General features: G+C 37.7%; 25 protein-coding genes. 15 read left to right on the top strand and 10 right to left on the bottom strand.

Going from position 1 to position 23,863, the window contains the following annotated elements; all coding sequences use genetic code 11:
• The first annotated feature begins 160 nt into the window (after positions 1 to 160).
• On the top strand, positions 161 to 1,450 hold the full coding sequence (locus BLS33_RS25120) for a hypothetical protein (RefSeq protein WP_245731243.1): 1,290 nt from the start codon (positions 161 to 163) through the stop codon (positions 1,448 to 1,450).
• A 102-nt stretch (positions 1,451 to 1,552) separates the two neighbouring features.
• Here BLS33_RS25120 and BLS33_RS01685 read toward each other — a convergent pair whose 3' ends face one another.
• On the bottom strand, positions 1,553 to 1,930 hold the full coding sequence (locus BLS33_RS01685; RefSeq protein WP_089884647.1) for a DNA topoisomerase IV: 378 nt from the start codon (positions 1,928 to 1,930) through the stop codon (positions 1,553 to 1,555).
• A gap of 24 nt (positions 1,931 to 1,954) precedes the next feature.
• A complete protein-coding gene (locus tag BLS33_RS01680) occupies positions 1,955 to 2,326 on the bottom strand; it encodes a helix-turn-helix domain-containing protein (RefSeq protein WP_089884645.1) in 372 nt (123 codons plus the stop codon).
• A 294-nt stretch (positions 2,327 to 2,620) separates the two neighbouring features.
• Here BLS33_RS01680 and BLS33_RS01675 point away from each other — a divergent pair, with 294 nt between their 5' ends.
• The 3 genes from BLS33_RS01675 to BLS33_RS01665 all read left to right on the top strand — a co-directional run bounded on the left by BLS33_RS01675 (position 2,621) and on the right by BLS33_RS01665 (position 4,916).
• Entirely contained in the window at positions 2,621 to 3,727 is a 1,107-nt protein-coding gene (locus BLS33_RS01675; RefSeq protein ID WP_089884643.1) for a M14 family metallopeptidase, read from the top strand.
• 117 nt (positions 3,728 to 3,844) lie between these two features.
• Entirely contained in the window at positions 3,845 to 4,324 is a 480-nt protein-coding gene (locus tag BLS33_RS01670) for an Lrp/AsnC family transcriptional regulator (RefSeq protein WP_089884641.1), read from the top strand.
• A 73-nt stretch (positions 4,325 to 4,397) separates the two neighbouring features.
• Entirely contained in the window at positions 4,398 to 4,916 is a 519-nt protein-coding gene (locus BLS33_RS01665; protein ID WP_089884639.1) for a DinB family protein, read from the top strand.
• On the opposite strand, the gene BLS33_RS01660 is transcribed toward BLS33_RS01665, so the two are convergent.
• Both BLS33_RS01660 and aroB read right to left on the bottom strand, forming a co-directional pair.
• Positions 4,917 to 5,255, bottom strand: coding sequence for a hypothetical protein (locus BLS33_RS01660; RefSeq protein ID WP_089884637.1), 339 nt, complete (start codon positions 5,253 to 5,255; stop codon positions 4,917 to 4,919).
• A 92-nt stretch (positions 5,256 to 5,347) separates the two neighbouring features.
• On the bottom strand, positions 5,348 to 6,412 hold the full coding sequence (gene aroB, locus BLS33_RS01655; protein ID WP_089884636.1) for a 3-dehydroquinate synthase: 1,065 nt from the start codon (positions 6,410 to 6,412) through the stop codon (positions 5,348 to 5,350).
• A gap of 131 nt (positions 6,413 to 6,543) precedes the next feature.
• Between aroB and BLS33_RS01650 the strand changes: the two genes are divergently transcribed.
• Positions 6,544 to 7,710 carry a proline dehydrogenase family protein gene (locus tag BLS33_RS01650; RefSeq protein ID WP_089884634.1) on the top strand — a complete coding sequence of 389 codons (1,167 nt, stop codon included), beginning with the start codon at positions 6,544 to 6,546 and terminating at the stop codon, positions 7,708 to 7,710.
• A gap of 93 nt (positions 7,711 to 7,803) precedes the next feature.
• Here BLS33_RS01650 and BLS33_RS01645 read toward each other — a convergent pair whose 3' ends face one another.
• From BLS33_RS01645 to porX, 6 genes are all read right to left on the bottom strand, one after another.
• A complete protein-coding gene (locus BLS33_RS01645) occupies positions 7,804 to 8,187 on the bottom strand; it encodes a hypothetical protein (RefSeq protein WP_089884632.1) in 384 nt (127 codons plus the stop codon).
• A gap of 11 nt (positions 8,188 to 8,198) precedes the next feature.
• On the bottom strand, positions 8,199 to 9,398 hold the full coding sequence (locus BLS33_RS01640) for an alanine dehydrogenase (protein ID WP_089884630.1): 1,200 nt from the start codon (positions 9,396 to 9,398) through the stop codon (positions 8,199 to 8,201).
• A gap of 113 nt (positions 9,399 to 9,511) precedes the next feature.
• The gene (locus BLS33_RS01635) at positions 9,512 to 10,150 is read right to left on the bottom strand and encodes a hypothetical protein (RefSeq protein ID WP_176801299.1); all 639 of its coding nucleotides are present in this window, start codon (positions 10,148 to 10,150) and stop codon (positions 9,512 to 9,514) included.
• Positions 10,151 to 10,247: 97 nt separating this feature from the next.
• Entirely contained in the window at positions 10,248 to 10,397 is a 150-nt protein-coding gene (locus BLS33_RS24740; protein WP_176801298.1) for a hypothetical protein, read from the bottom strand.
• Positions 10,398 to 10,705: 308 nt separating this feature from the next.
• Positions 10,706 to 11,119 carry a tRNA (adenosine(37)-N6)-threonylcarbamoyltransferase complex ATPase subunit type 1 TsaE gene (gene tsaE, locus BLS33_RS01630; protein WP_089884627.1) on the bottom strand — a complete coding sequence of 138 codons (414 nt, stop codon included), beginning with the start codon at positions 11,117 to 11,119 and terminating at the stop codon, positions 10,706 to 10,708.
• Positions 11,120 to 11,133: 14 nt separating this feature from the next.
• Complete coding sequence (gene porX, locus BLS33_RS01625) at positions 11,134 to 12,678, bottom strand: T9SS response regulator signal transducer PorX (protein ID WP_089884626.1); 1,545 nt, start codon at positions 12,676 to 12,678, stop codon at positions 11,134 to 11,136.
• 37 nt (positions 12,679 to 12,715) lie between these two features.
• On the opposite strand from porX, the gene BLS33_RS01620 reads away from it, so the two are divergent.
• From BLS33_RS01620 to BLS33_RS01575, 10 genes are all read left to right on the top strand, one after another.
• A complete protein-coding gene (locus tag BLS33_RS01620) occupies positions 12,716 to 13,954 on the top strand; it encodes an HD domain-containing protein (protein WP_089884624.1) in 1,239 nt (412 codons plus the stop codon).
• Positions 13,955 to 14,093: 139 nt separating this feature from the next.
• On the top strand, positions 14,094 to 15,128 hold the full coding sequence (gene lpxD, locus BLS33_RS01615) for a UDP-3-O-(3-hydroxymyristoyl)glucosamine N-acyltransferase (RefSeq protein WP_089884622.1): 1,035 nt from the start codon (positions 14,094 to 14,096) through the stop codon (positions 15,126 to 15,128).
• The gene (locus BLS33_RS01610) at positions 15,109 to 16,512 is read left to right on the top strand and encodes a bifunctional UDP-3-O-[3-hydroxymyristoyl] N-acetylglucosamine deacetylase/3-hydroxyacyl-ACP dehydratase (protein ID WP_089884621.1); all 1,404 of its coding nucleotides are present in this window, start codon (positions 15,109 to 15,111) and stop codon (positions 16,510 to 16,512) included. The genes lpxD and BLS33_RS01610 overlap by 20 nt, the downstream gene beginning before the upstream one ends.
• A gap of 1 nt (position 16,513) precedes the next feature.
• Positions 16,514 to 17,299: an acyl-ACP--UDP-N-acetylglucosamine O-acyltransferase gene (gene lpxA, locus BLS33_RS01605; RefSeq protein ID WP_089884619.1), complete on the top strand. Its 786-nt coding sequence runs from the start codon at positions 16,514 to 16,516 to the stop codon at positions 17,297 to 17,299.
• A 133-nt stretch (positions 17,300 to 17,432) separates the two neighbouring features.
• Positions 17,433 to 17,999: an elongation factor P gene (gene efp, locus BLS33_RS01600; RefSeq protein WP_089884617.1), complete on the top strand. Its 567-nt coding sequence runs from the start codon at positions 17,433 to 17,435 to the stop codon at positions 17,997 to 17,999.
• Positions 18,000 to 18,048: 49 nt separating this feature from the next.
• Positions 18,049 to 18,981, top strand: coding sequence for a UDP-3-O-(3-hydroxymyristoyl)glucosamine N-acyltransferase (locus BLS33_RS01595; protein ID WP_089884615.1), 933 nt, complete (start codon positions 18,049 to 18,051; stop codon positions 18,979 to 18,981).
• Positions 18,982 to 19,054: 73 nt separating this feature from the next.
• Entirely contained in the window at positions 19,055 to 19,927 is an 873-nt protein-coding gene (gene sucD, locus BLS33_RS01590) for a succinate--CoA ligase subunit alpha (RefSeq protein WP_089884613.1), read from the top strand.
• Between the two features lie 130 nt (positions 19,928 to 20,057).
• The gene (gene fabG / locus BLS33_RS01585) at positions 20,058 to 20,804 is read left to right on the top strand and encodes a 3-oxoacyl-[acyl-carrier-protein] reductase (RefSeq protein ID WP_089884611.1); all 747 of its coding nucleotides are present in this window, start codon (positions 20,058 to 20,060) and stop codon (positions 20,802 to 20,804) included.
• A gap of 199 nt (positions 20,805 to 21,003) precedes the next feature.
• Positions 21,004 to 23,028, top strand: a complete 2,025-nt coding sequence (locus BLS33_RS01580) for a vWA domain-containing protein (protein WP_089884609.1) — start codon at positions 21,004 to 21,006, stop codon at positions 23,026 to 23,028.
• 22 nt (positions 23,029 to 23,050) lie between these two features.
• Entirely contained in the window at positions 23,051 to 23,863 is an 813-nt protein-coding gene (locus BLS33_RS01575; RefSeq protein WP_089884607.1) for a prohibitin family protein, read from the top strand.

Below are 23,863 nucleotides of genomic sequence, written 5' to 3'. Positions count from 1 at the left end.
GTTAACAGAATATTATCAAAAATAGCATTAATAAAATGGTTGTATTTCAGTTATTTTGTTAAATATGCATTAAATTTTAACTCTTGATTTAACTATTTAATAATATTTTTGTTAAATATGTTAATATTCTTACATTTTTTGATTTTTTTACTTTGTATTTATGAGAATTGCATTCAATCCATTTTCCGGCGCCGTTAAGAAGTCCGTTATTTTTTCTGGACTGTTCTTTTTTATATTTTTTATAAATGGTCATGCACAACAGTTAATGGTTGGTGCCGCCAAGCGTATTATCACTCCAGAACCCTTATTAGCTGTTTCTGGTGGCGTAGGAACTCCGCAACCGGTTCAAGAGAAAAAAGGAGATCTTTTTGTGCGCGCCATGGTTTTGGTAAAAGGGAATGAAAAAATAGCAATTGTAAACATCGATAATCTGGGTTGGCCTGCCGCTTTAGGTAATCGGTCGAGAGCATTGATTAAGGGTGTTGCCCCAGAAAATATACTTATCGGTGCTACGCATACCCATAGTGCTCCAGATGCCTATGCCTTTCCTAATGAGCAAGGAGGGCATGGGGCCGATTTGGGTTATTTGGATAAATGTGTTGTTTTGGTAGCAGAGGCGGTCAATGAAGCTTTTGGAAAAGTAGTGCCGGCAAATTTAAAAATAGCAGTAGCAAAGGCGGAAGGTAAAATAGCGTACAATTATTATGCTCCAAAATTGTACGATTCAAGATGTGGGGTGATTCAAGCGGTTAATGATACTGGAAAACCTATTGTAACCTTGGTGAACTATGCAATACACCCAGAGGTGCTCGGTAATGATAAGGGAATTTTAAGTGGTGACCTAGTGACTCCTTTGTACGATAGAATTGAGCAAAAGACAGGGGGTATGGCTGTATTTATGAATGGGGCCCAGGGCGGAATGGTTACAGCGGATAACCGGTTGGATGGTGGGGAAGAGGCTCGGAATTGGGAAGAATGTCAAAGAATAGGGAACCTACTGGGAGACGAAGCCCTTCGAATAATTTCGGACGCACCCATTCAGAAGAATCCAGATATTTACTGTTCTGCCAACACGGTCAGCTTTCCAATAGAATCTGCCATGTTGAAATATATTCTTCAAAATTCTCCTTTGGGAATAGGACAAGGTGATTCCGATTCGATTAGCACAACCCTCAATCTTTTAAATATAGGATCAGCACAGGTCTTGACCATTCCTGGAGAGGCATTGCCGAATATTGGCTACTATTTGAAACGTAAAATGCCTACGGAACACGCTTTTCTTTTCGGATTGACCAATGATGCCTTTGGTTACATTTTAACCAAAGAAGACTTCAATAGCTTTGATACCTATCAATATATTAGTAGAACAAGTCTCGGAGAAAGTACAGGGGAAATATTAATTTCAGAGTTATTGGAAATGGTAGAAAGAAATCCTAAGCCAAAAAAATAAATATTCTATTTTGATAACTGATTTATAGACTTTTAAGATATGTTATCGGTACAAATAGATTAAATGTAAAAAGCGTCATTCTCTCTATAATTCATGAAATATTTATTCCAGTTTTATGGCAGTGCCTCTTGAGGTTTGGCTTTTCCCGACTAGGTTGTATTCGAAGGTATACGAATTTTCAGTAGTAGTTAATATTTTCATGTGAATTGATTGTTCTTCCGACTTGGTCTTAGGGTGTAATTTCTTAACAATATACTCGCAGTCGTTTATCCATCTTACGCTAGAGGTGTCTGAGACTCCATTAAAGTAACCTACTTCTATCGTATCATTTCTCATAAAGGTCGTGGTTATTTCCTTGCCGTCGATTTCCGAGGTAAAGGAAAACTCACCTTTTTTGAAGCTTTCACAATCTCTTTGAGGTTGGTAGCATGAGCATATTAAAATCAGCGTTATTGAATACAAGATTATTTTTTTTGTCATGGTGCAAAATAAATAAATATAAAGCTAATGTCCTTCGTATGCTTTAAAACTTCCGTCAGAATAGAAAATAATTATTTTTTCAATCGACTTTTCGTCATTTTTGATAACCGTCTTTTGAAATTCATTTTTTAAATCGGGTTTTTTGGGGGAAGGTTGTTCCTTTTTATTGTCGGAAGGAAAAACACCTTTTCCGTTTAATAGCCAATAAAGATTTACTTCCGGAAATGTTTTAATCACTTTTAAAACGAACTCTAAACTCGGCTTGTTGCGACCGCTGAGAAGGTGTGAGATGCTTGACCGCTGAACCCCGACCTTGTCGGCAAAAGAGGAGGCGGAGAGGTTATAATACCGCAACAATTTGTCTAAGCGTCCGATAAAATCTTCAGTGTTTACCATTGTAATATAATAATACCCAAAGATAGGTAAAATCGACTGCATAAACTATGTCGAGATAATGGTTACAACTATTATTCGCTGAATTTTAGGTTAAATCAAATACGGTTAAACTACTGATTATAAATAAGTTAAATTAATATTTTATAAAATGTTAAAAATCACGTAATATTTATTTACAAATGTATACAATCCATCAAATTATATGTGTTTTTTTGTTTACATATGTAATTTATATTGTTTACAATTGTAATGGGATAAGGTCTTATTTTTGCCGTTGCGAAATAACAGTCAACTATGCCGAATACACATGTGGATTACCCAACATTCAAAGAAAATTCTGTTCAGGGTAGATACGTTACCAATGCCGAGGTATTATCATTTCTTGAAAAATTGCCTGTCGATTTCATTAGGGAAACCATAGGGTATTCTGTTGAGGGCCGCCCCATAAAAAGTGTTACTTGGGGAAAGGGAACTACAAAAGTTTTGCTGTGGTCTCAGATGCACGGTAATGAATCAACAACTACCAAAGCGCTATTCGATATCATTAATTTATTACAAGCCCAATCTGATATTTCAAATATCTTAGGGCAGTGTACCCTAAAGATAATTTTTATTTTAAATCCCGATGGTGCGGAGGTTTATACTCGAGTCAATGCAAACGCAATTGATTTAAATAGGGACGCCCAAAAACGAAGTCAACCTGAAAGCAAGGTATTGCGAAAGACATACGATGAGTTTAAGCCTGATTTTTGCCTTAACCTACATGGTCAGCGTACCATTTTTAATGTTGGGTTTACTTCTAAACCGGCGACGGTCTCGTTTTTAGCTCCTGCCAGTAATATCGAACGGAACATATCACCTTCCCGTGAGCTTAGTATGCAACTCATTGTGGCAATGAACGAGGTGCTGCAAAAACTGATTCCCGGTCAAGTCGGGCGCTATGATGATGCTTTTAACGAAAATTGCGTTGGAGATGCCTTTCAAATGCTGAATACGCCTACAGTGCTTTTTGAAGCGGGTCATTATCCTGGGGATTATAAACGGGAAAGAACTAGGGAATTTATTTTTTATGCCTTGTTAACAGCGTTAAAAACGTTGGCATTAGATCAAGTTTCCAATTTTGATAGCAAAGATTATTTTACCATCCCTGAAAATAATAAACTGTTTTTTGATGTTTTGATTAAAAATGTACAAGAGGTAGATAAATCAACCGAAAAGGTTAGGGATGTGGGTATTTTGTTTGTCGAGACACTAAGAAACGGCGAAATTGAATTTGTCCCTAAGGTTGCCGAAATAGGTAACCTAAAAGGGTTTCATGGTCATAAAACATACGATTGTACAATCGAAGAAGACTTGATTGAATTAAAAAAACAACCGTACTGGGATAATATAAATACCTGATTCAGCGTATTTTTTGTAGCGAAAACGTTTGAAATTTACATTTTTGTTAAAAAAATGCAAGTTTTGTTGAATATATTTTCTTAATTTTTTACTTTTGTCCAAAATATACCATTAATTATGAATAAAGTTAAGTTAGACGAAATCGATCATCAAATTCTTGATATGTTGATCGACAACACCCGGACTCCTTTTACAGATATAGCAAAAAAACTTTTAATTTCGGCGGGAACCGTTCATGTTCGGGTAAAAAAGATGGAAGAGGCCGGTATCATAAAAGGGTCTTCGCTTACATTGGATTATGTGAAGTTGGGCTATGCATTCATTGCTTACGTGGGCATATATTTAGAGAAAACACATCAAACGAAATTTGTTTTGGAGCGTCTGGAGCAAATTCCAAATGTTACCGTAGCTCATATAACTACTGGAAAATTCAATATTTTTTGTAAAATAAGGGCAAAGGATACCACTCACGCAAAGAATATTATTTTTAAAATCGATGATATTGATGGTATAAGTAGAACCGAGACAATGATTTCATTGGAAGAAAGCATAAATGATAAAAAACGCTTGATGCATACTATTTTTAACGAATTGTAGATTAGCACAAGTTAAGTGTTCGAAATGAATCCCAAAGCATAAGTTGTTTTGGGATTTTTTTTATCTTAGTTTCATGAAGACTTCCGAAATTCAGCTTCCTAGCCCCATCCCTTTTTATAAGACTTATATTGATGTTTTGGGTGAGGTAGACCTAGATGATATGCTAAAAAACCAATTGAAGAATTTTCCGGAGTTTATCGAGAGTATACCTGATGCTACTTTCCATTTTGCTTATGCTGAAGGCAAATGGAGTATAGCAGAGGTGCTATTGCATATTTTAGATGCCGAACGCGTCTTTCAATACAGGGCTTTGCGCTTTTCCAGGGGTGATAAAACCCCGTTGCCAGGTTTTGATCAAGATTTGTTTGTTGTCAATAGTGATTGCAACTCCCGTTCTAAAAAAAGTCTTATCGAGGAGTATAAAGCGGTAAGAAATGCTACGATTACTTTATTCTCAAGCTTTGATCGACCTGTTTTAGATTTAAAAGGTACTGCAAGTGACTTAGAATGGAGCGTGGCTGCTTTGGGCTTTGTTATCTGTGGACATCAAAAACACCATAGAAACATAATACGGCAGCGATATCTGGGTTAATTATTCAAAATCGCCTTCTTCCTCAGACTCAAAATCTGAACCGAAATCATTTCTTGCTTCCTGAGAATCCACTTTTTCTAGAACGGAGTCTTCTGACTTGTCTTCTAGTTCCTTTTCAATGTTTTCCTCGAAATTCGAAATAAAACTTGCCAGACTCTTGCTGATTTTTACCATGTAAATAGTGTCTTCGGTCTTAAGTTCAACGGCTTCGACAATTTCACCACTGCCATTTCTAAAGGTAATGATGTCGTCGTCACCATAACCGTAAGGATAAGTTTCAATCAGTAGGGCGGCCAATGTGTGGTCAAGCTTTTTGTAGTCAACAAGTTTGCGAATCATAATAGGTTGGTTTGTTATTATGAAACTAAACTATGTAAATTTTTCTTTGAAGAAATCAAAGAGTTGTCAAACCCGAATATTAGTACATGAACTTAGAGTTCATTGTAGTATGTAAATGCCTGTTGATATAAATTTTCTGGAATTTTTATGTCAATCACAGGTTTTCCTATCGTATGGAGTAGCACAAAATTAATATTGCCATGCGAATTTTTCTTATCAAACTTTAGAAGTGATAAGATATTTTGAATATCCGAAGGTGAAAACTTTACCCTTTTATAGCGATTGAAAAAGGTCGATGTAATGTCTTCCAGCGCTTCTTCGGAAAGATTGGTCAGGTGAAGTGACAAATAGGCTTCTAGTATCATGCCAATAGCTATTGCCTCACCGTGAAGTAAGGTCTCGTGTTCGGTACTCTCCAAGAAGTAAGACTCTATGGCGTGACCCAGCGTGTGCCCGTAGTTCAATATTTTGCGGAGTCCCTGCTCGGTCGGGTCTTGTAGTACGACTTTGTTTTTTATAATGACCGAATCATAAATTGGTTGATCTAAGTCAACAAAATCTGTAATCAGTTTTAGGGATTTCCAATAAGCGGCGTCTTGAATTAATCCGTGTTTTAGCATTTCGGCAAAGCCGCTGTTCAATTGTCGTTTTTCCAAGGTTTCTAAATACTCGGATATTACCAATACCATCTCTGGTTGATTTATTACCCCGATTTGATTTTTTAAAGGGCCAAGGTCTACTCCCGTTTTTCCACCTACCGAGGCATCGACCATTGCGAGTAGGGTTGTGGGTATATTGATGAAGGCAATTCCTCTTTTAAAGGTAGAGGCTACAAACCCCCCAAGGTCGGTGACTACACCACCGCCGAGATTGATGAGTAGACTCTTACGATCAGCATCTAAGTTTGACAATGCTTCCCATACGTGAGTACAGGTGCTGATGTTCTTATTTTCTTCCCCTGGTTCAATTTCGATGACCTCAAAATCATATTTATCCTGTAATCTCGACATTAGAACAGGAAGGCAGTCGCGCCGAGTGTTCGTGTCTACAAGTATAAATAATTTAGAATAATTCTTTTCGGTCAAATGCTGTTCGAGAATAGCATATGCGTTGTGGTTAAAATGAACGGCGTATGAGGCAGAGGTGATCGATTCCATTAAAATATCATTTCATGTGTACATTCCATGTGCTGGAATATCTTAATTCAAAACCGCAAAATAAAGGTAATTTTTTGTCAAAAGAATATATTTTCTGTCATTATCTTTGATTGGTTATAATTTCGTAGTAAATGAATCCCATATTCGAAGATACTCAAATTGCATTTGAACTGAAGTCCGATTCTGAATTGGAAAGGGCTTACTTTTTGTTTAAAATGATATCTAATGAACCTTTGGTGAAAATGGGTACTGCGGTCACTAATTTCGCTATTAAGGCCAGGCTTCCCGTAGAGGGTCTTATTCGGGCCACTGTATTCGATCATTTTTGTGGAGGAGTCAATGAAAATGATTGTATGACCGTCGTAGATAAAATGTGGGAAAAACAAGTGTGCTCCGTGCTTGACTATTCTGTTGAGGGAAGTAATGAAGAGGATCCATTGGATAATGCCCTTGCCACGGTTTTACGGGTATTGGATTTTGCCAAGGAAAGAGATGCCATTCCTTTCGCGGTCTTTAAACCAACGGGATATGGCCGTTTTGAACTGTTTGAAAAAATAGGAAAAGGTGTCGCCTTGACCGAAAAAGAAACAGCGGAATGGGGGCGGGTGGAACGGCGGTTCGAAGTTACTTGTAAAAAAGCCTACGATTTAGATGTATCGCTATTAATAGATGCCGAAGAAAGTTGGATGCAGAGCGCAGCTGACCAATTGGTAGAGAAAATGATGCGTAAATACAATACGGAAAAGGCCATTGTATTCAATACACTTCAAATGTATCGTTGGGATCGTATGGACTATTTAAAAAAACTACATAGTACTGCCCGAAAAGATAATTTTAAGATTGGTATAAAAATCGTTCGTGGTGCGTATATGGAAAAAGAAAATGAACGCGCCGAAGAGAAAGGGTATCCCTCTCCGATATGCGCCTCTAAAAAAGCAACAGATGATAATTTCGATGCAGCAGTGGAATATATGTTGACCGATTTAGATACCATTTCAATTTTTGCAGGAACCCATAATGAAAACAGCTGTTATAAACTAATGCAACTGATGCGAGATGCGGGTGTGCCGCCCAATGATGCCCATATCTGGTTTGGTCAATTGTATGGCATGAGCGACCACATCTCTTTCAATTTGGCCGCGAAAAAATACAATGTCGCAAAGTATCTTCCTTTCGGCCCTGTGCGTGATGTAATGCCTTATCTTATTCGGCGCGCTGAGGAAAATACTTCGGTAGCTGGGCAAACCAGTCGCGAATTGTCGTTGTTGAAAAAGGAACGAAAAAGAAGGAATATTTAGTTATTTGGCGGATTTTCTCTTGCTATAATGGTGATTGAACACTAGCTGGCAAACAATCGGTTGCTAGTTTTCAGTATCACCGATGTATTTCATTTATTCGGCTAGAACTTGTTCCGCGAGCGCTTTATTTGGACAGTTTTTGACTTTTAAGACCATATCTTTCCCTTTAATCTCCCCTTCGATAAAATACGTTTTACATCCTCCTGATTTGGTGTCACTTCTTCTAAAATCAACATCCCCATGAGTAAGAAGAAAATTGATGTCGAGAGAATCTAACTTTTTGGTTTCAAGCATGCTGTTGATTTCTTCAGAATAAGATAGTGGTTTCGAGCGGATATCCTTTAAAGTTCTGCAATTTGGAAAGTAGCAAAACTCCGTTCCGGTTTCAGAAGATTTCTTTTTTAGAAAAAATGCCAAAAAAACGATACCTATGGACAAGCCAATCATATAGAATCCCAAACGCTTTAAAAACTCCATAAATAATAAAATTAAAAAATAAGGAAATTGATGTCACTGTATTGTAAGTCGAACCATTCGCCCACTGATTTACTTGTTAATATACCGTGGTACATATATAGGCCATTACGAAGACCCTTGTCGAAGCGGAGCGAATTTTCAAGACCTCCGTCTTCTCCCAGCTTTAGAAGATAGGGAGTAAAGATATTGCTTATGGAAATTGAGGCTGTTTTTGGGTAGCGAGAAGGAATGTTGGGAACCCCGTAATGAATGACTCCGTATTTTTCGATTGTTGGTTTATTGTGGCTGGTAATTTCGCTGGTTTCGAAGCACCCCCCCATATCAATACTGACATCAATGATAACCGCACCTTTTTTCATATGTTCGACCATGGTACTCGAAACAACTACGGGTGACCTATCGGCTCCTCGTACGGCTCCTATGGCTACATCGCAACGTTTTAGGGCCTTAAGTAAATTTTTTGGCTGTATGGTAGAAGTGTAAATGGTCTGCTTAAGATTTGTTTGAATGTTTCTTAGCTTGGTAATCGAATTATCAAAAACTTTTATGTTGGCACCTAGGCCAATTGCGGACCTTGAAGCAAATTCCCCGACCGTTCCAGCACCAATGATTACTACTTCTACGGGTGGTACTCCGCTTATGTTCCCGAACATAAGGCCGTTCCCTTTATTCGTCGCAGCCATAATCTCTGAAGCGATGAGAACTGACGAAATCCCGGCAATTTCGCTTAATGAACGAACCGCTGGGTATTTACCATCTTCATCACGAATATATTCAAAAGCGATACCGGTGATACGCTTTTTAGCCATTTCCTCGAAATATTCCTTGTACTGAGTTTTTATTTGAAGCGCCGAAATCACAATTGATTGCGGGTTTAGCATGGCGATTTCTGCAAGGGTAGGTGGCTCGACTTTTAAGAGTAGGGGGCATGCGAAAACTTTCTTTGTATCCCTAGTGATTTCGGCACCTGCGTTGGTATATTCAATGTCGGTGTAATTGGCACCTTCACCGGCTCCTGATTCGATTAATACTCGATGTCCGTTACTTGTAATGGCATTTATGGCATCTGGGGTAAGACATACCCGTTTTTCTTGATACTGGTTTTCTTTAGGGATGCCTATAAAAAGTTCTCCTTTTTGCTTGAGTACTTCCAAAGTTTCTTCTTGAGGCAGTAATTGCTGTTTGCTAAAAGGAGAAGTGGGTTGGTTCATATGCGTAAGTCTGGAATCCAAGGAAAAGATTGGTGCCAAATTTACAACATTTTAAGATAAAAGTAGGTGCTAAATTGGGAATTGAAGAGAGGGGGCTTCAGCACTAAGCCAGATTAAAACCAACTTTGCAATGCATGCCGAACCTGATGAAAAAAATTGTTTAAGCTTTTGGTCGGCAATGGCTGATTTGAATCTTGATCTGTATCGTTATGATTTTCGTTCTCGTCGAATTCTTTTTTTTCCGCTGTATCAAGGGTGCTATTTAGGCCCTGCTTTTCTTTTAAAATTTTTAATTCGGCCTCCATAGCCTCCAGGTCAATACCATGAACATATCTATCAACCAACTTTACCCTGATAAAATATACGATTGGTATGATGACCATACATACCGCGACTAAATATAATATTTCGTTTTCATCAATTTTACTTGCGTCTTCACTGAAAACACTGTAAAGCTGAAAAGCATACATTGAAATTGGTATCAGAATGATGTGGTACCACCAATTTTTTGCAGTTGTAAACCAGATAATCAATAGAGCCAAGGGAATTAATTTGCTTAAATAGAAGTAAAAAGCTACCGTTACATCATCATAGCCATTGTTGGAGAAAGTAATTCCAAGAAAAGACCATGTATTATCTGAATTTACAGGGAGGTATTTATAAGAGTAGAATAAAATAGGAGAAATGGCAATTATAAGGGCGAATATCCCTTCAATTATCAATTTTTTCTTAATGCGATTTCTGTTAGACATATATACCTAACACAAAAATACAAATATTATTATATAGAAAGGGCAGTACAAAAATTTTGTACTGCCCTAATCACAGTAATTCTATGTGAAATATATATTATGCTCTTATGTTTCTTTTGGCAATGTCTCTGTCGATGCTTTGTGTTTGGTATATGCTATCTTCTTCTGCAGTGGATGCAGAAGTACAAGAAGCGGCCAATAATGATACACTAGCTAAAACGGCGAATAGAACTTTTTTGGTTTTCATTTTACGAGGGTTTTTAGTTAAAAAAATGGTTTAGAATAACGCAAATGTAATCAATGAGAATTCAAATAAGCACTCATGATGTTAAAAATAATGCATTTCAACCTATAAAACGGTGTTTTTGTCGGAAATATTGCATTTCGTGTAAATTTTTAATTAAAAACATCCATCAATAAACATAAGAGTACTGAGATAGTAGGTGTGTGGTAAATATGAGGTTACAAGATAAATTTTGGCGATTTCTTGCTTCGTGAAGTAATTAAATGATTAAGAAAAACATAACGAAATGATGCTGCGGAGCGATGATCTTTTTAATCAAAGACTTTCAGATTTCGTGTTTCGGGGTCGAGTACTCCTAAAAAAATGTTAGTGGCATCTTCAGGAAGAAAAGATTTTATTTTTTCTGGCCATTCAATAAAAACCCAAACGTTTTGGTTTAAATAATCTTCCAGACCTAAATCTAGTGCTTCGGTTTCGTCGTTCAATCTATAGAAATCAAAGTGATAGGCCAAAAGTGCTCCGGCCTTGGATTGGTATTCATTTACAATGCCAAAAGTTGGGCTATTGGCATTATTTTCTCCTCCTAATTGTTTGACCAAACCTTTTATCAAAGTAGTCTTCCCTGCCCCCATATCTCCATAAAAGCAAAGTACTTTAGATTTTGTATGTGCAATAAGTTGTCGAGCAACTTCCTGAATTTCATGTTCTTTAAAGGTTACTTCCATGCATTATAACATATTTACCTTGGTTCAAGTACAACAAAGGGTATAATCATCTCTTCTAGTGAAACACCTCCATGCTGATAGGTATTTCTATAATAACTCACATAGTGATTGTAGTTATTGGGGTATGCAAAAAACAAATCATTTTTTGCGAAAATAAAAGAACTGCTCATATTAATACTTGGCAAATGAATCTTCGCCGGGTGTTTTGCCTCAAATACATCTTTCTTTTCATAGGTAAGACTGCGCCCCGTTTTATAACGTAGGTTCAAGCTTGTTTCTTTGTCTCCAATAACTTTTGAGGGCTGCTTTACATTGATTGTACCATGATCCGTAGTTATTATCAATTTAAAGCCCATGTTTTGTGCTTGTTGAATAATTTCAAGAAGGGGTGAGTTTTTAAACCAGCTTTGCGTCAAAGATCGATAGGCTTTATCGTTAGAGGCCAATTCTTTTATGACCTCCATTTCTGTCTTGGAGTGCGAAAGCATGTCAACAAAGTTATAGACGATTACTGTGAGGTCATTGTCTTTTTGCGATTTAAAATTTTGCAATAACTGCTTTCCTTGTCTTAGGCTACTTATTTTATGATATTCCCATTTCAGATCCAGACCCAAACGTTTGATTTGTTCTCCAAGAAATTTGTCTTCATATAGATTTTTCCCCCCTTCATCGGTATCGTTTCTCCACCATTGTGGATATTTCTTCTCCATATCTAGGGGAGTGAGTCCTGAGAAAATGGAATTACGGGCATATTGGGTTGCAGTAGGCAGTATACTGAAATAGGAGTCTTCCTTTATTTTTTTATAAAAAGAGGTTATAGTGTCTTCAAAGGCATACCATTGATCATAGCGTAGATTGTCGATGACTACCAAGAGGGTAGGCGAGTCTTTAAGTTCAGGGTATACCCATTCTTTAAAAAGGGTGTGTGACATTACAGGGGAATCTGTATTGTCGAACCAATCTTCATAATTTTTATCGATGAATTTTCCGAATTGATTATTGGCTTCTGATTTTTGAGATTCTAATATTTCAAACATACTTGAATCTTCAATTTCTTCAAGGCGTAATTCCCAGTAAATCAATTTTTTATAAAGGTCTGCCCATTCTTTAAAAGTATTTACCATTGAAAGGTCCATCGAAATCTTACGAAACTCTTGCTGGTAGTTGGCGGTAGTCTTTTCGGAAACCAAGCGGGAGTGATCTAAATTTTTCTTTAACGATAGGAGAATTTGGTTCGGATTGACCGGTTTTATCAAATAGTCTGCAATTTTTGACCCAATGGCCTCCTCCATAATAAACTCCTCCTCACTTTTCGTAATCATGACTACGGGCAATGAAGAATCCATTGCTTTGATTTCGCTAAGTGTCTCAAGACCAGAAATACCAGGCATATTTTCATCTAAAAAGACAATGTCGGCCCGAGTACTGGCAAGCTCCTGTAATGCTTCCTGACCACTTCGACAGGTAACGACTTCGTAATTCTTAGCTTGTAGAAAAAGTATATGTGGTTTTAAAAGATCAATTTCATCATCGACCCAAAGTATTGTTATCTTGTTCATTTAGTACCTATATTTACCCTCCAATTAAGAACAGGTTTTGACAAATTCAAAAAAACTAAAAATATTCAATGATCCAATTTACGGATTTATTGGTATTCCGGATCCTCTAATATTTAGCTTGATAGAGCATCCTTATTTTCAGCGTCTACGTAGAATTTCCCAGATGGGACTTTCTTATTTGGTATATCCGGGCGCTCATCACACTAGGTTTCATCATGCATTGGGGAGTATGCACTTGATGGAAAAAGCTATTCAAATACTTCGTTTTAAGGGAGTTGAGATTAATGATGAAGAATCGCAGGCCTTGTTGTGTGCAATTTTATTGCATGATATAGGGCATGGCCCGTTTTCCCATGCAATGGAACATAGTATTGTAGAAGGAACAAGTCATGAACACATTTCATTGCTTTTTATGAGAGCTTTGAACGATAAGTTTAACGGAAGTTTAACGATGGCCATAGAAATTTTTCAAGGTAAATACCAAAAGAAATTTATGAACCAATTGGTGTCTAGCCAATTGGATATGGATCGCTTAGATTATCTGAAACGTGACAGTTTCTACACTGGGGTTGCAGAAGGAAACATCAATGCCGATAGGTTGATTACGATGTTGAACGTTATTGATGGCAACCTTGTTGTTGAGGAGAAGGGGATTTATTCCGTTGAGAAGTTTTTAATGGCCAGACGATTTATGTATTGGCAAGTTTATCTGCATAAAACGGGAATCGTAGGGGAACAACTTTTAAATAGAATATTGCAACGCGCCAAGCAACTTACCAATGATGGCGTGAATGTCAACTGTGGTGAATCACTGTTGTTTTTTCTGAAAAACTCTATTGGAAAAGATGATTTCAATCTAGAGGTTTTGAATGTATTTGCGCAACTTGACGATATCGATATACTTGCCGCAATCAAGAAATGGCAAACGCACGACGATTTTGTTTTGTCTCGATTGTGTAAGATGCTTATAAATCGCAGATTACTTCATATTAAACTAAAAAACAAACCTATTGAAAATGTCAAAATAGAAAAGCATTTCAAAAATCTTAAGAAAAAGTACGGACTTTCCGATACCGAAACCGAATATTTTGTTTTTTCCGGGTCTATAGAAAATAGGGCTTACGACCTAAACAGGCAGAATATAAATATTCTAAAAAAAGATAGGAAGATAGTCGATGTGGCCAAGGCATCCGATCATTTGAATTTGAAAGCTTTATCGAAAACTGTGACGAAGTATTATTTTTGTTATCCAAAGTCACAAATTATCTTTGATTAAAACGAGTCGTTGAACTGGGCGTGGTTCATGGAAATAAGTGGTAGAAAACTATTTTATACCGCCAACAAACTTAGAACGGAATGTTATAGAAGTATTTTCAATAGGATTCTGATTAACAATTTTTCTTACATTTGTCTCCATGGTATTCACAGCAGTTCAGATTGCAGATATTTTGGAAGGTGAGATAGAGGGAGATCCTGAGATAGCCGTTCATAAACTCGCTAAAATTGAAGAGGGCGAAAAGGGGTCATTGACTTTTTTGGCCAACCCGAAGTACACTTCTTACATCTACACGACCAAAGCGTCCATTACTATTGTAAATAAAGATTTTATTCCTGAACAAAAACTACAGACCACATTGATTAAGGTCGATGACGCCTACAAATCCTTTTCTAAGTTGTTAGAGTATTATAATGAAGTGAAAAACAACAAAGTGGGGATTGAAGAACCTGTTTTCAAAACCGAGACGGTTACGTATGGGGCGAATTTTTATTTGGGAGCATTTTCCTATTTAGGTAATAAAGTACGAATTGGTGATAATGTGAAGATATATCCCAATGCATATATTGGAGATAATGTTTCCATAGGCGACAACGTTGTCATCTTTGCTGGGGCCAAAATATATTCTGAAACCGTTATTGGAAATAACTGTGTTGTGCATAGCGGTGTTGTAATCGGCGCTGACGGATTCGGTTTTACACCCAACAAAAATGGAGAGTTTAGTAAAGTACCCCAAACGGGTAATGTAATTCTTGAAGATAATGTCGATGTAGGTGCAGGTACTACAATTGATAGGGCTACCTTAGGCTCAACAATTTTACGTAAGGGCGTAAAACTTGACAATCAGATACAAATAGCCCATAACGTTGAAATCGGGGAAAACACGGTTATTGCCGCCCAAACGGGTATTGCAGGTTCGACCAAGATAGGAAAACGGTGTATGATAGGGGGGCAAGTAGGTATTGTGGGGCATATTGTTATTGGTGATAACGTACGCATTCAAGCACAATCGGGAATTGGAAGAAATGTAAAGGATAATGAAGTATTGCAAGGGTCTCCGGCACTGAATTACGGGGAGTACAATAAATCATATGTGCACTTTAAAAATTTACCAAAGATTATAAATAGAATTGACCAATTGGATAAAGGAACTCATGGAGAGCAACACAAGTAATAAACAACGGACAATCAAGAAAGAGGTCACTTTAAAAGGGGTAGGCCTTCATACGGGGGCAAATGTTACGCTCAAATTTGTGCCCGCTGCAGAAAATTTTGGATACGCATTTAAGCGTGTAGACCTTGAGGGTGAGCCTGTTATCGAAGCAGATGCCAATTATGTTGTAAACACGCAAAGGGGGACCAATTTAGAAAAGAGAGGTGTAAAGATTCAAACATCTGAACATGTTTTGGCCGCGTTGGTTGGCCTCCAGATTGATAATGTTCTTATTGAATTAGATTCTCCAGAACCTCCAATTCTAGATGGTTCATCGAAGTTTTTTGTACAGGCTCTGGAAGAGGCCGGCATTGTGGAACAAGATGCAGAACGCGAAGAATACGTGGTAAAAGATGTGATGTCTTTCAAAGATGAGGCCACTGGAAGTGAAATCACTGTTATTCCATCAGATAGCTATCAGGTTACGGCCATGGTCGATTTTGGTACTAAGATTTTAGGAACACAAAACGCGACTCTCGAGAGACTGTCCGATTTCAAAAAAGATATTGCAGACGCCCGGACTTTTAGTTTTTTGCATGAGTTGGAGATGTTGTTGGAAGAAGGTCTCATTAAAGGTGGTGATTTGAACAATGCCATTGTCTATGTAGATAAAGAGATTTCTGAAGAGACTATGAAAAAGCTTGAGGAAGCTTTCAACAAGAAAAAACTTTCGGTAAAACCAAATGGTATACTTGATAATCTTACACTGCATCACCCCAATGAGGCTGCAAGACATAAGTTATTGGATGTTATTGGTGATTTGGCACTGACCGGTACACGTATACGCGGAAAAGTCATTGCCAATAAGCCCGGACACTATGTGAATACGCAGTTTGCAAAGAAATTATCAAAAATCATAAAACTGGAAAAAAGAAATAAAATTCCACAGTATGATTTAAGTAAGGAGCCATTGATGGACATTCACCAAATTATGGCGATGCTACCCCATAGACCTCCCTTTCTCTTGATTGATAGAATTTTAGAGCTTTCTGATACGCATGTGGTGGGTATGAAAAACGTAACCATGAACGAGCCATTTTTTGTGGGTCATTTCCCTGGGGCGCCAGTGATGCCAGGGGTTCTTCAGGTAGAGGCCATGGCCCAGACAGGAGGTATTTTGGTGTTAAGTACGGTACCAGATCCCGAAAATTATTTGACATTTTTCATGAAAATTGATAATGTGAAATTTAAACAAAAGGTTTTGCCGGGTGATACCTTAATTTTTAATTGTTCGCTTATTACTCCGATACGAAGGGGAATCTGTCATATGCAGGCATATGCCTATGCAAATAATAAATTGGTCTGCGAAGCGGAACTTATGGCACAAATCGCAAAAAAGAAATAATATGAACCAACCCCTTGCTTACATACACCCAGGAGCAAAAATAGCGAAGAATGTGGTGGTGGAGCCTTTTACTACCATTCATAATAATGTTATTATCGGTGATGGTACCTGGATCGGTTCGAACGTTACTATTATGGAAGGTGCCAGAATAGGGAAAAATTGTAATATTTTTCCCGGGGCCGTAATTTCCGCGCCACCCCAAGATTTAAAATACAATGGGGAAGAAACTACGGTAAATATTGGTAATAATACGACCATAAGGGAGTGTGCTACAATACACAAAGGAACTTCTGATAGAAATAAAACGGTCATAGGCAAGAATTGTCTTATTATGGCCTATTGTCATATAGCTCATGATTGTATTGTGGGTAATAATTGTATTTTTTCGAACAATTCGACCTTAGCGGGTCATGTTACCATTGGTGACAATGTTATTCTTGCAGGCCTTGTTGCAGTGCATCAATTCGTTGCAATTGGGCAACATGCCTTTGTTACCGGGGGGTCTTTGGTTCGTAAAGATGTTCCACCTTTTGTAAAAGCGGCCCGTGAGCCCTTATCATATGTGGGTATTAACTCAGTGGGATTGCGCCGTAGAGGGTATAAATCGGAAAAGATTCGTGAAATTCAGAACATTTATCGTATTCTTTACCAAAAGAACTATAACAATACGCAAGCCGTTCAGATTATTGAGGCCGAGATGGAGGCGACACCTGAGCGGGATGAGATTTTACAGTTTATTCGCGACTCACAACGCGGCATCATGAAAGGATATTTCAGTAACAGCTAGATATAGTATTCGAATTCAGAACAAATAAATAATTTCAGTGGTAGTTTTATAATAAAGAATCTAGAGTGTAATTTTTAATTCTTTTTACTTTAAATTACTGAATATCAAAATATTTACGCAATAATAATTAAGTATGGCATCAACATCAGATATTAGAAAAGGATTGTGCATTCGGTACAATAACGACATTTATAAAATTATCGAATTTCTACACGTAAAACCAGGAAAGGGTCCTGCTTTTGTGCGCACAAAATTGAGAAGTGTTTCATCTGGTAAGGTTTTGGACAATACGTTTTCAGCGGGGCATAAAATCGAAGATGTCCGCGTTGAAACGCGTTCATATCAATTTTTATATGCCGAAGGAGACACTTACCATTTCATGAATACCGATGATTATAACCAAATTACCTTGCAAGAAAGCTCATTGGATGCGCCGCAACTTTTAAAAGAAGGGGAAGTGGTTACCATATTATTCAACACCGAAGATAGTATGCCTTTGTCAGTTGACATGCCTGCGAGTGTAGTTTTAGAAGTCACATATACCGAACCTGGTGTTAAGGGCAATACGGCCACAAATGCAACAAAACCGGCCAAGGTTGAAACAGGTGCGGAAGTTAATGTCCCGCTTTTTATCAATGAAGGTGATAAAATAAAGATTGATACCGATAAAGGAAATTATATGGAGCGGGTCAAAGAATAGTTTTGTTTTAGTCATTTGTCCATGCTGAACTACTAACCCAGACTTTGCTATGAAATTTCCAAATCCCCATACGTTACAACAAATAGCCACGATTATTGGCTCCGAGTATGTAGGTGAAGATGATTTTCCGGTGTTGGGTATGAATGAAATTCATGTGGTAGAATCCGGTGATATTGTTTTTGTCGATCATCCGAAGTATTATGATAAGGCATTACGTAGTAAGGCCACCGTAGTTCTAATTAATAAACAAGTCGATTGCCCCGATAAAAAGGCACTTCTAATTTCTGACGACCCCTTTCGTGATTTTAATGTATTGACCCAATTTTTCAAACCTTTTGAGAGGTCAAATAGTTTAATTTCTGCTTCAGCTACAATAGGTGAAGATACAGTCATTCAGCCAAATACATTTATTGGTAATAATGTGAAAATTGGTAGGGGTTGCCTTATTCATTCCAATGTTTCCATATACGATAATTGTGTAATTGGTGATAATGTGATTATACATTCGGGTTCGGTATTGGGCTCCGATGCTTTCTATTATAAGAATAGGCCAGAGGGTTTTGATAAATTGAAATCGGGGGGTAGGGTCGTGTTGGAGGATAATGTTGAAATTGGAGCGTTGTGTTCCATAGATAAAGGAGTAACAGGAGACACTACGATAAAAAAAGGGACCAAGTTAGACAATCAGGTACATGTGGGCCATGATACGGTTATTGGCGAAAAGTGTCTGATAGCATCGCAAACTGGTATTGCTGGTTGTGTAATCATAGAAGATGAAGTGACCATCTGGGGTCAAGTGGGAACTAATAGTGGTATCACCATAGGAAAAAAGGCCGTTATCATGGGGCAAACGGGCGTCACAAAATCAGTACCCGGAGGGAAGAGTTATTTTGGGACACCGATAGAAGAATCCCGTGAAAAATTGAAGCAATTGGCATATATCAAGAAGATTCCTTTCATTTTAAAAAGATTGGATGAATAAATTAGGCAAAGATTGCTTCGGAATTCAAGGCAAACCTATATTTTTGTGCAGTTATAAATAAACAATAAATAAAATGAGCGTTCTAGTCAACAAAAACTCCAAAATAATTGTCCAAGGTTTTACAGGTAGTGAAGGTACCTTTCATGCCGAACAAATGATTGAATATGGTACCAATGTTGTTGGTGGTGTAACCCCTGGAAAAGGAGGACAAGAACATTTGGGCAGACCTGTATTTAATACGGTAGCGGAAGCTGTAGAAAAAGTTGGCGCCGATACTTCAATTATATTTGTACCTCCCGCTTTTGCAGCAGATGCGATTATGGAAGCTGCGAATGCTGGTATAAAAGTGATTATTACCATAACAGAGGGTATTCCTGTAGCAGATATGGTAAAGGCTGCTGCCTATATAAAAGATAGGGATTGCAGATTGGTAGGCCCCAATTGCCCTGGTGTTATAACCCCTGGGGAGGCAAAGGTTGGTATTATGCCGGGCTTTGTATTCAAAAAAGGAAATGTGGGAATCGTTTCAAAATCAGGCACACTTACCTACGAAGCTGCTGATCAAGTGGTGCGCCAAGGGCTAGGCATAACTACGGCAATCGGTATTGGTGGTGATCCAATTATTGGAACTACGACCAAAGAAGCGGTAGAATTATTGATAAATGATCCTGAGACAGAATGTGTGGTAATGATTGGTGAAATTGGAGGTCAATTGGAAGCCGATGCTGCAAAATGGTATAAAGAAAGCGGTAGTAAAAAACCGATTGTAGGATTCATTGCCGGAGAAACCGCTCCAGCGGGTAGAACTATGGGTCATGCAGGTGCCATTGTTGGTGGTAGTGATGATACTGCTCAAGCGAAAAAACGTATAATGAGGGAATGTGGAATCAATGTTGTGGATTCCCCGGCCGAAATAGGCTTGAAAGTTAAAGAAGTAATGGGTTGATTCGCCTTTAAGAAATACGATGTCTGAAAAGATATTATAGGAATAAATCCCGTCTATAGCGGGATTTTTTTTCGCCTTTATGTGAAACAAAACTTATATTTGATAAACGACTAAGCAAATCACAAATAGAATGAAACTTTTAGAAGGTAAGAATGTAATCATCACAGGAGCAAGTAGGGGAATCGGTAGAGGTATAGCAGAAATATTTGCCGACCACGGCGCCAATGTAGCTTTTACCTATAGCTCAAGTGAAAAACCCGCCCTTGAATTGGAAAAGGACTTGACGAAAAAAGGGGTTAAGGCAAAGGCTTATAAAAGTAATGCCGCGAGCTTCTCTGAATCGGAAAAATTGGTTGCCCAAATCTTGACTGATTTTGGAGGAATCGATGTGCTCATCAATAATGCCGGGATTACAAAAGACAATTTGCTGATGCGTATGTCTGAGGAAGATTTTGATACCGTAATCGAGATCAATCTTAAATCAATTTTTAATATGACGAAAGCCGTTCAGCGAACTTTTTTAAAGCAACGTAAAGGCTCTATTATCAATATGAGTAGTGTCGTCGGTGTCAAAGGAAACGCCGGACAGACAAACTATGCGGCGTCAAAAGCCGGAATGATAGGTTTTACTAAATCGGTAGCGCTTGAATTAGGTTCTAGAAACATCCGTTGTAATGCTATTGCTCCTGGGTTTATAGAAACGGAAATGACTGGTAAATTAGATGAAAAAACGGTTCAAGGTTGGCGAGAGGCTATTCCCTTGAAAAGAGGGGGCACACCTGAAGATATCGCTAATGCGTGTCTTTTCTTTGCATCCGACCTGTCCGCTTATGTTACAGGTCAGGTTTTAAATGTTGACGGCGGTATGCTGACCTAAAGCTTAAGTGTTACAAAAGGTTATTCTTTGGGAAGAAAATAGAAGCTTAATACGCCATATACAAAGCGGTATAATTAGCTTATATTTTTAGAATTATATGCAGATTTTGGTGAATTTATTTTGTTTTATCGCATGTAATGGAAAAAAGTCTAGAAAGCAGAATAAGAAGGAAGATTTATAGAAGAGAGATAATTAGCGGATGCAGGTTGTAACTTTATTGTGGATTCTTTTAGCTGCCATAGCGGCCTTGGCCATAGTATTTTTACAATACTACTATCGAAAAAAAAGAAAAGGGAGATTACCTCTTTTGCTCTCATTTTTACGTTTTATAGCGATTTTCGGTCTGCTTTTGCTCCTTATTAACCCTAAATTCTCAAAGTTCGATTATACTTTGGAAAAGGTCAATTTGGTGTTGCTTACAGATAATTCAACTTCCGTAGGCCCTTTTAAAAAGGATATAGAAGCTATTTTAGAAGAAATTGATGCATCTTCTCAAATCAAGGAAAGATTCAATCTCCAGCATTATCAATTTGGTTCCAATTTGAACGAAATGGATAGTTTGTCATTTCGAGAAGCGAATACCGATATTGGTAAAGCTCTTTCCGCTATAGATGATATTTATGCTACTTCGAAGACAGTGGCAGTACTCGTAACCGATGGCAACCAGACATTGGGTAAAGACTATGAGTTTTTAGGTACGAACCTCAAAGTGCCTATCTATTCTATTGTGGTAGGCGACACCACAAAATATGAAGATTTGGGCATCGCTCAAATAAATGTGAACCGATACGCCTTTTTAAAAAACAAGTTTCCACTTGAAGTTCACGTTTCTTACAATGGGCCGGGTAATCGTTCTTCGTTGAATATTTCGGTCAATGGTAGAAATGTACATCGCGAAACAATCAACTTTTTCGAAGGTAATGACAGCAAGGTGGTCAATGTGCTCTTAGATGCAGTTTCTGTTGGAATAAAGAACGTGCAGGTGACCATAAATCCTTTAGAAAATGAACGGAATACAGCCAACAATACAAAAAATGTTATTGTGGAGGTTATCGACGAAAAAACCAATATTGCGATTGTTTCAGATGTGTTACATCCTGATATAGGGGCGCTGAAAAAGGCAATCGAGTCAAATGAACAACGTTCCGTCTCCATTATGAAGTCAAACGAGACAACCAAGGTGATAGACAATATTGATCTCTTTATCCTTTATCAACCCACTCCGTCATTTAAATCGGTTTATGACTATATCGAAAAAAAGAATGCGGGTGTAATCACTATTACAGGTACCAAAACTGATTTTAATTTCTTGAACGCGATACAAAAACGATATCATATTGAAGATAATTATCCGGTACAAGAAATATATCCGGTCAAGAACGAGGGTTTTTCTAAATTTGATATATCCGACTTTTCATTAGAAGATTTTCCTCCACTTCAAAGTAATGCAGGTCCGAGTACCATAGAAGTTTCGCATTCGACCCTTTTAAATATGCAAATAAAAGGAATCGATATGGCTAGTCCGCTATTATCGATTATAGATGGGGAAAATAGACGAGAAGCTTTACTTTTTGGAGAAAACCTTTGGAAATGGCGTGTACAGAGTTATCGAAACAATCGGGATTTTAGAAATTTTGATGATTTTATCGGAAAGCTCATACTGTATTTGTCTTCCTCAAAATCGAAAAGCCGATTGAATGTCGACTACAACTCAATTTATCAAGGCAGCAACGACGTTAAAATTTCGGCCACCTATTTTGATGAAGCCTTTATTTTTGATGCGAATGTCGATATTTCGATAGTCGTAAAGAATGAAGAGAATAAGATTGAACGTGAATTTCCATTATTGCTTAAGGGCGGCTTTTATGAGGTTGACCTTGGTAGCCTCCCTGCAGGTACCTATAGTTTCAAAGTAACTGTTGAAGGTGAAAATCAATCAAAATCTGGGCGTTTTACCATTTTGAATTTTGATGTGGAAAAGCAGTTTTCTTCAAGTAACTTTATGAAATTGAACCAACTCTCGAAAGATTCGCAGGGAGCGTTGTACTATCCGGCTGAGATAGATTCCTTAATCCAAAATATCTTTCATGATAACCGATTCGTTCCCACCCAAAAAGGCAAGGAAAATATTGTATCTTTGATTGATTTCAGAATTTTATTGGCGCTAATAATGGTTGCTTTGACTTTGGAATGGATTATTCGAAAATATAACGGACTAATCTAAAAACAAGAAACAATAGACATATATGGACAAATTACCAAAAATTGCTATACCTACAGTGGTAGGCATAATTATACTTTTTATTTTATTATCTAAATCTACCGTGACCATAGATTCAGGTCAGGCAGGTGTTTTATATAAAACGTTTGGTGGAGGTGTAGTAACAGATGAGCCGCCAATGGGTGAAGGGTTTCATCTCGTAGCGCCATGGAATAGAGTAACTGTTTATGAAGTTAGACAACAAGAAGTGCTTGAGCAAATGAATGTGTTATCTAGTAATGGTTTGGATATCAAATTGGAAGCATCGGCTTGGTTTGAACCAATACGTAGTGATTTAGGGAAATTGCATCAAGAAAAAGGTCAAGATTATATACAAAGGGTTTTGTTGCCAACAATAAGATCAGCTGCCCGCTCAGTAGTTGGACGTTATACGCCAGAACAATTGTATTCTAGTAAGAGAGATGCTATTCAACAAGAGATTTTTGATGAGACTGAAAAAATAGTGTCAGGACAATATATTCAATTGAATGAAATTCTTGTTAGAGATGTAACCTTACCGCCAACGATTAAAGATGCAATCGAGAGAAAATTGAAGCAAGAGCAAGAATCTTTAGAATATGAATTTAGATTGGTTACGGCTAAAAAGGAAGCGGAGAAAGTTACTATTGAAGCTCAGGGTAAAGCTGATGCCAACCGTATTTTAAGTGCATCGTTAAATGATCAAATCTTAAAGGATAAGGGTATAGATGCTACATTAAAGCTGGCAGAGTCGCCAAATTCGAAGGTGGTAATTGTAGGTGGTAGCGATGGTCTTCCGTTAATTTTAGGAAATAACTAA

It is taken from the genome of Kriegella aquimaris, from assembly GCF_900103215.1.
GTDB classification, from domain to species: Bacteria; Bacteroidota; Bacteroidia; order Flavobacteriales; family Flavobacteriaceae; genus Kriegella; species Kriegella aquimaris.
Note: the sequence above shows the minus strand (reverse complement) of the source record. Positions and strands in the feature narration are given on the sequence as shown.

Coding starts and splice junctions, on each gene's coding strand:
- BLS33_RS25120 (WP_245731243.1), top strand. CDS start 161: ATGAGAATTGCATTCAATCCATTTTCCGGCGCCGTTAAGAAGTCCGTT.
- BLS33_RS01685 (WP_089884647.1), bottom strand. CDS start 1,930: ATGACAAAAAAAATAATCTTGTATTCAATAACGCTGATTTTAATATGC.
- BLS33_RS01680 (WP_089884645.1), bottom strand. CDS start 2,326: ATGGTAAACACTGAAGATTTTATCGGACGCTTAGACAAATTGTTGCGG.
- BLS33_RS01675 (WP_089884643.1), top strand. CDS start 2,621: ATGCCGAATACACATGTGGATTACCCAACATTCAAAGAAAATTCTGTT.
- BLS33_RS01670 (WP_089884641.1), top strand. CDS start 3,845: ATGAATAAAGTTAAGTTAGACGAAATCGATCATCAAATTCTTGATATG.
- BLS33_RS01665 (WP_089884639.1), top strand. CDS start 4,398: ATGAAGACTTCCGAAATTCAGCTTCCTAGCCCCATCCCTTTTTATAAG.
- BLS33_RS01660 (WP_089884637.1), bottom strand. CDS start 5,255: ATGATTCGCAAACTTGTTGACTACAAAAAGCTTGACCACACATTGGCC.
- aroB (WP_089884636.1), bottom strand. CDS start 6,412: ATGGAATCGATCACCTCTGCCTCATACGCCGTTCATTTTAACCACAAC.
- BLS33_RS01650 (WP_089884634.1), top strand. CDS start 6,544: ATGAATCCCATATTCGAAGATACTCAAATTGCATTTGAACTGAAGTCC.
- BLS33_RS01645 (WP_089884632.1), bottom strand. CDS start 8,187: ATGGAGTTTTTAAAGCGTTTGGGATTCTATATGATTGGCTTGTCCATA.
- BLS33_RS01640 (WP_089884630.1), bottom strand. CDS start 9,398: ATGAACCAACCCACTTCTCCTTTTAGCAAACAGCAATTACTGCCTCAA.
- BLS33_RS01635 (WP_176801299.1), bottom strand. CDS start 10,150: ATGTCTAACAGAAATCGCATTAAGAAAAAATTGATAATTGAAGGGATA.
- BLS33_RS24740 (WP_176801298.1), bottom strand. CDS start 10,397: ATGAAAACCAAAAAAGTTCTATTCGCCGTTTTAGCTAGTGTATCATTA.
- tsaE (WP_089884627.1), bottom strand. CDS start 11,119: ATGGAAGTAACCTTTAAAGAACATGAAATTCAGGAAGTTGCTCGACAA.
- porX (WP_089884626.1), bottom strand. CDS start 12,678: ATGAACAAGATAACAATACTTTGGGTCGATGATGAAATTGATCTTTTA.
- lpxD (WP_089884622.1), top strand. CDS start 14,094: ATGGTATTCACAGCAGTTCAGATTGCAGATATTTTGGAAGGTGAGATA.
- BLS33_RS01610 (WP_089884621.1), top strand. CDS start 15,109: ATGGAGAGCAACACAAGTAATAAACAACGGACAATCAAGAAAGAGGTC.
- lpxA (WP_089884619.1), top strand. CDS start 16,514: ATGAACCAACCCCTTGCTTACATACACCCAGGAGCAAAAATAGCGAAG.
- efp (WP_089884617.1), top strand. CDS start 17,433: ATGGCATCAACATCAGATATTAGAAAAGGATTGTGCATTCGGTACAAT.
- BLS33_RS01595 (WP_089884615.1), top strand. CDS start 18,049: ATGAAATTTCCAAATCCCCATACGTTACAACAAATAGCCACGATTATT.
- sucD (WP_089884613.1), top strand. CDS start 19,055: ATGAGCGTTCTAGTCAACAAAAACTCCAAAATAATTGTCCAAGGTTTT.
- fabG (WP_089884611.1), top strand. CDS start 20,058: ATGAAACTTTTAGAAGGTAAGAATGTAATCATCACAGGAGCAAGTAGG.
- BLS33_RS01580 (WP_089884609.1), top strand. CDS start 21,004: ATGCAGGTTGTAACTTTATTGTGGATTCTTTTAGCTGCCATAGCGGCC.
- BLS33_RS01575 (WP_089884607.1), top strand. CDS start 23,051: ATGGACAAATTACCAAAAATTGCTATACCTACAGTGGTAGGCATAATT.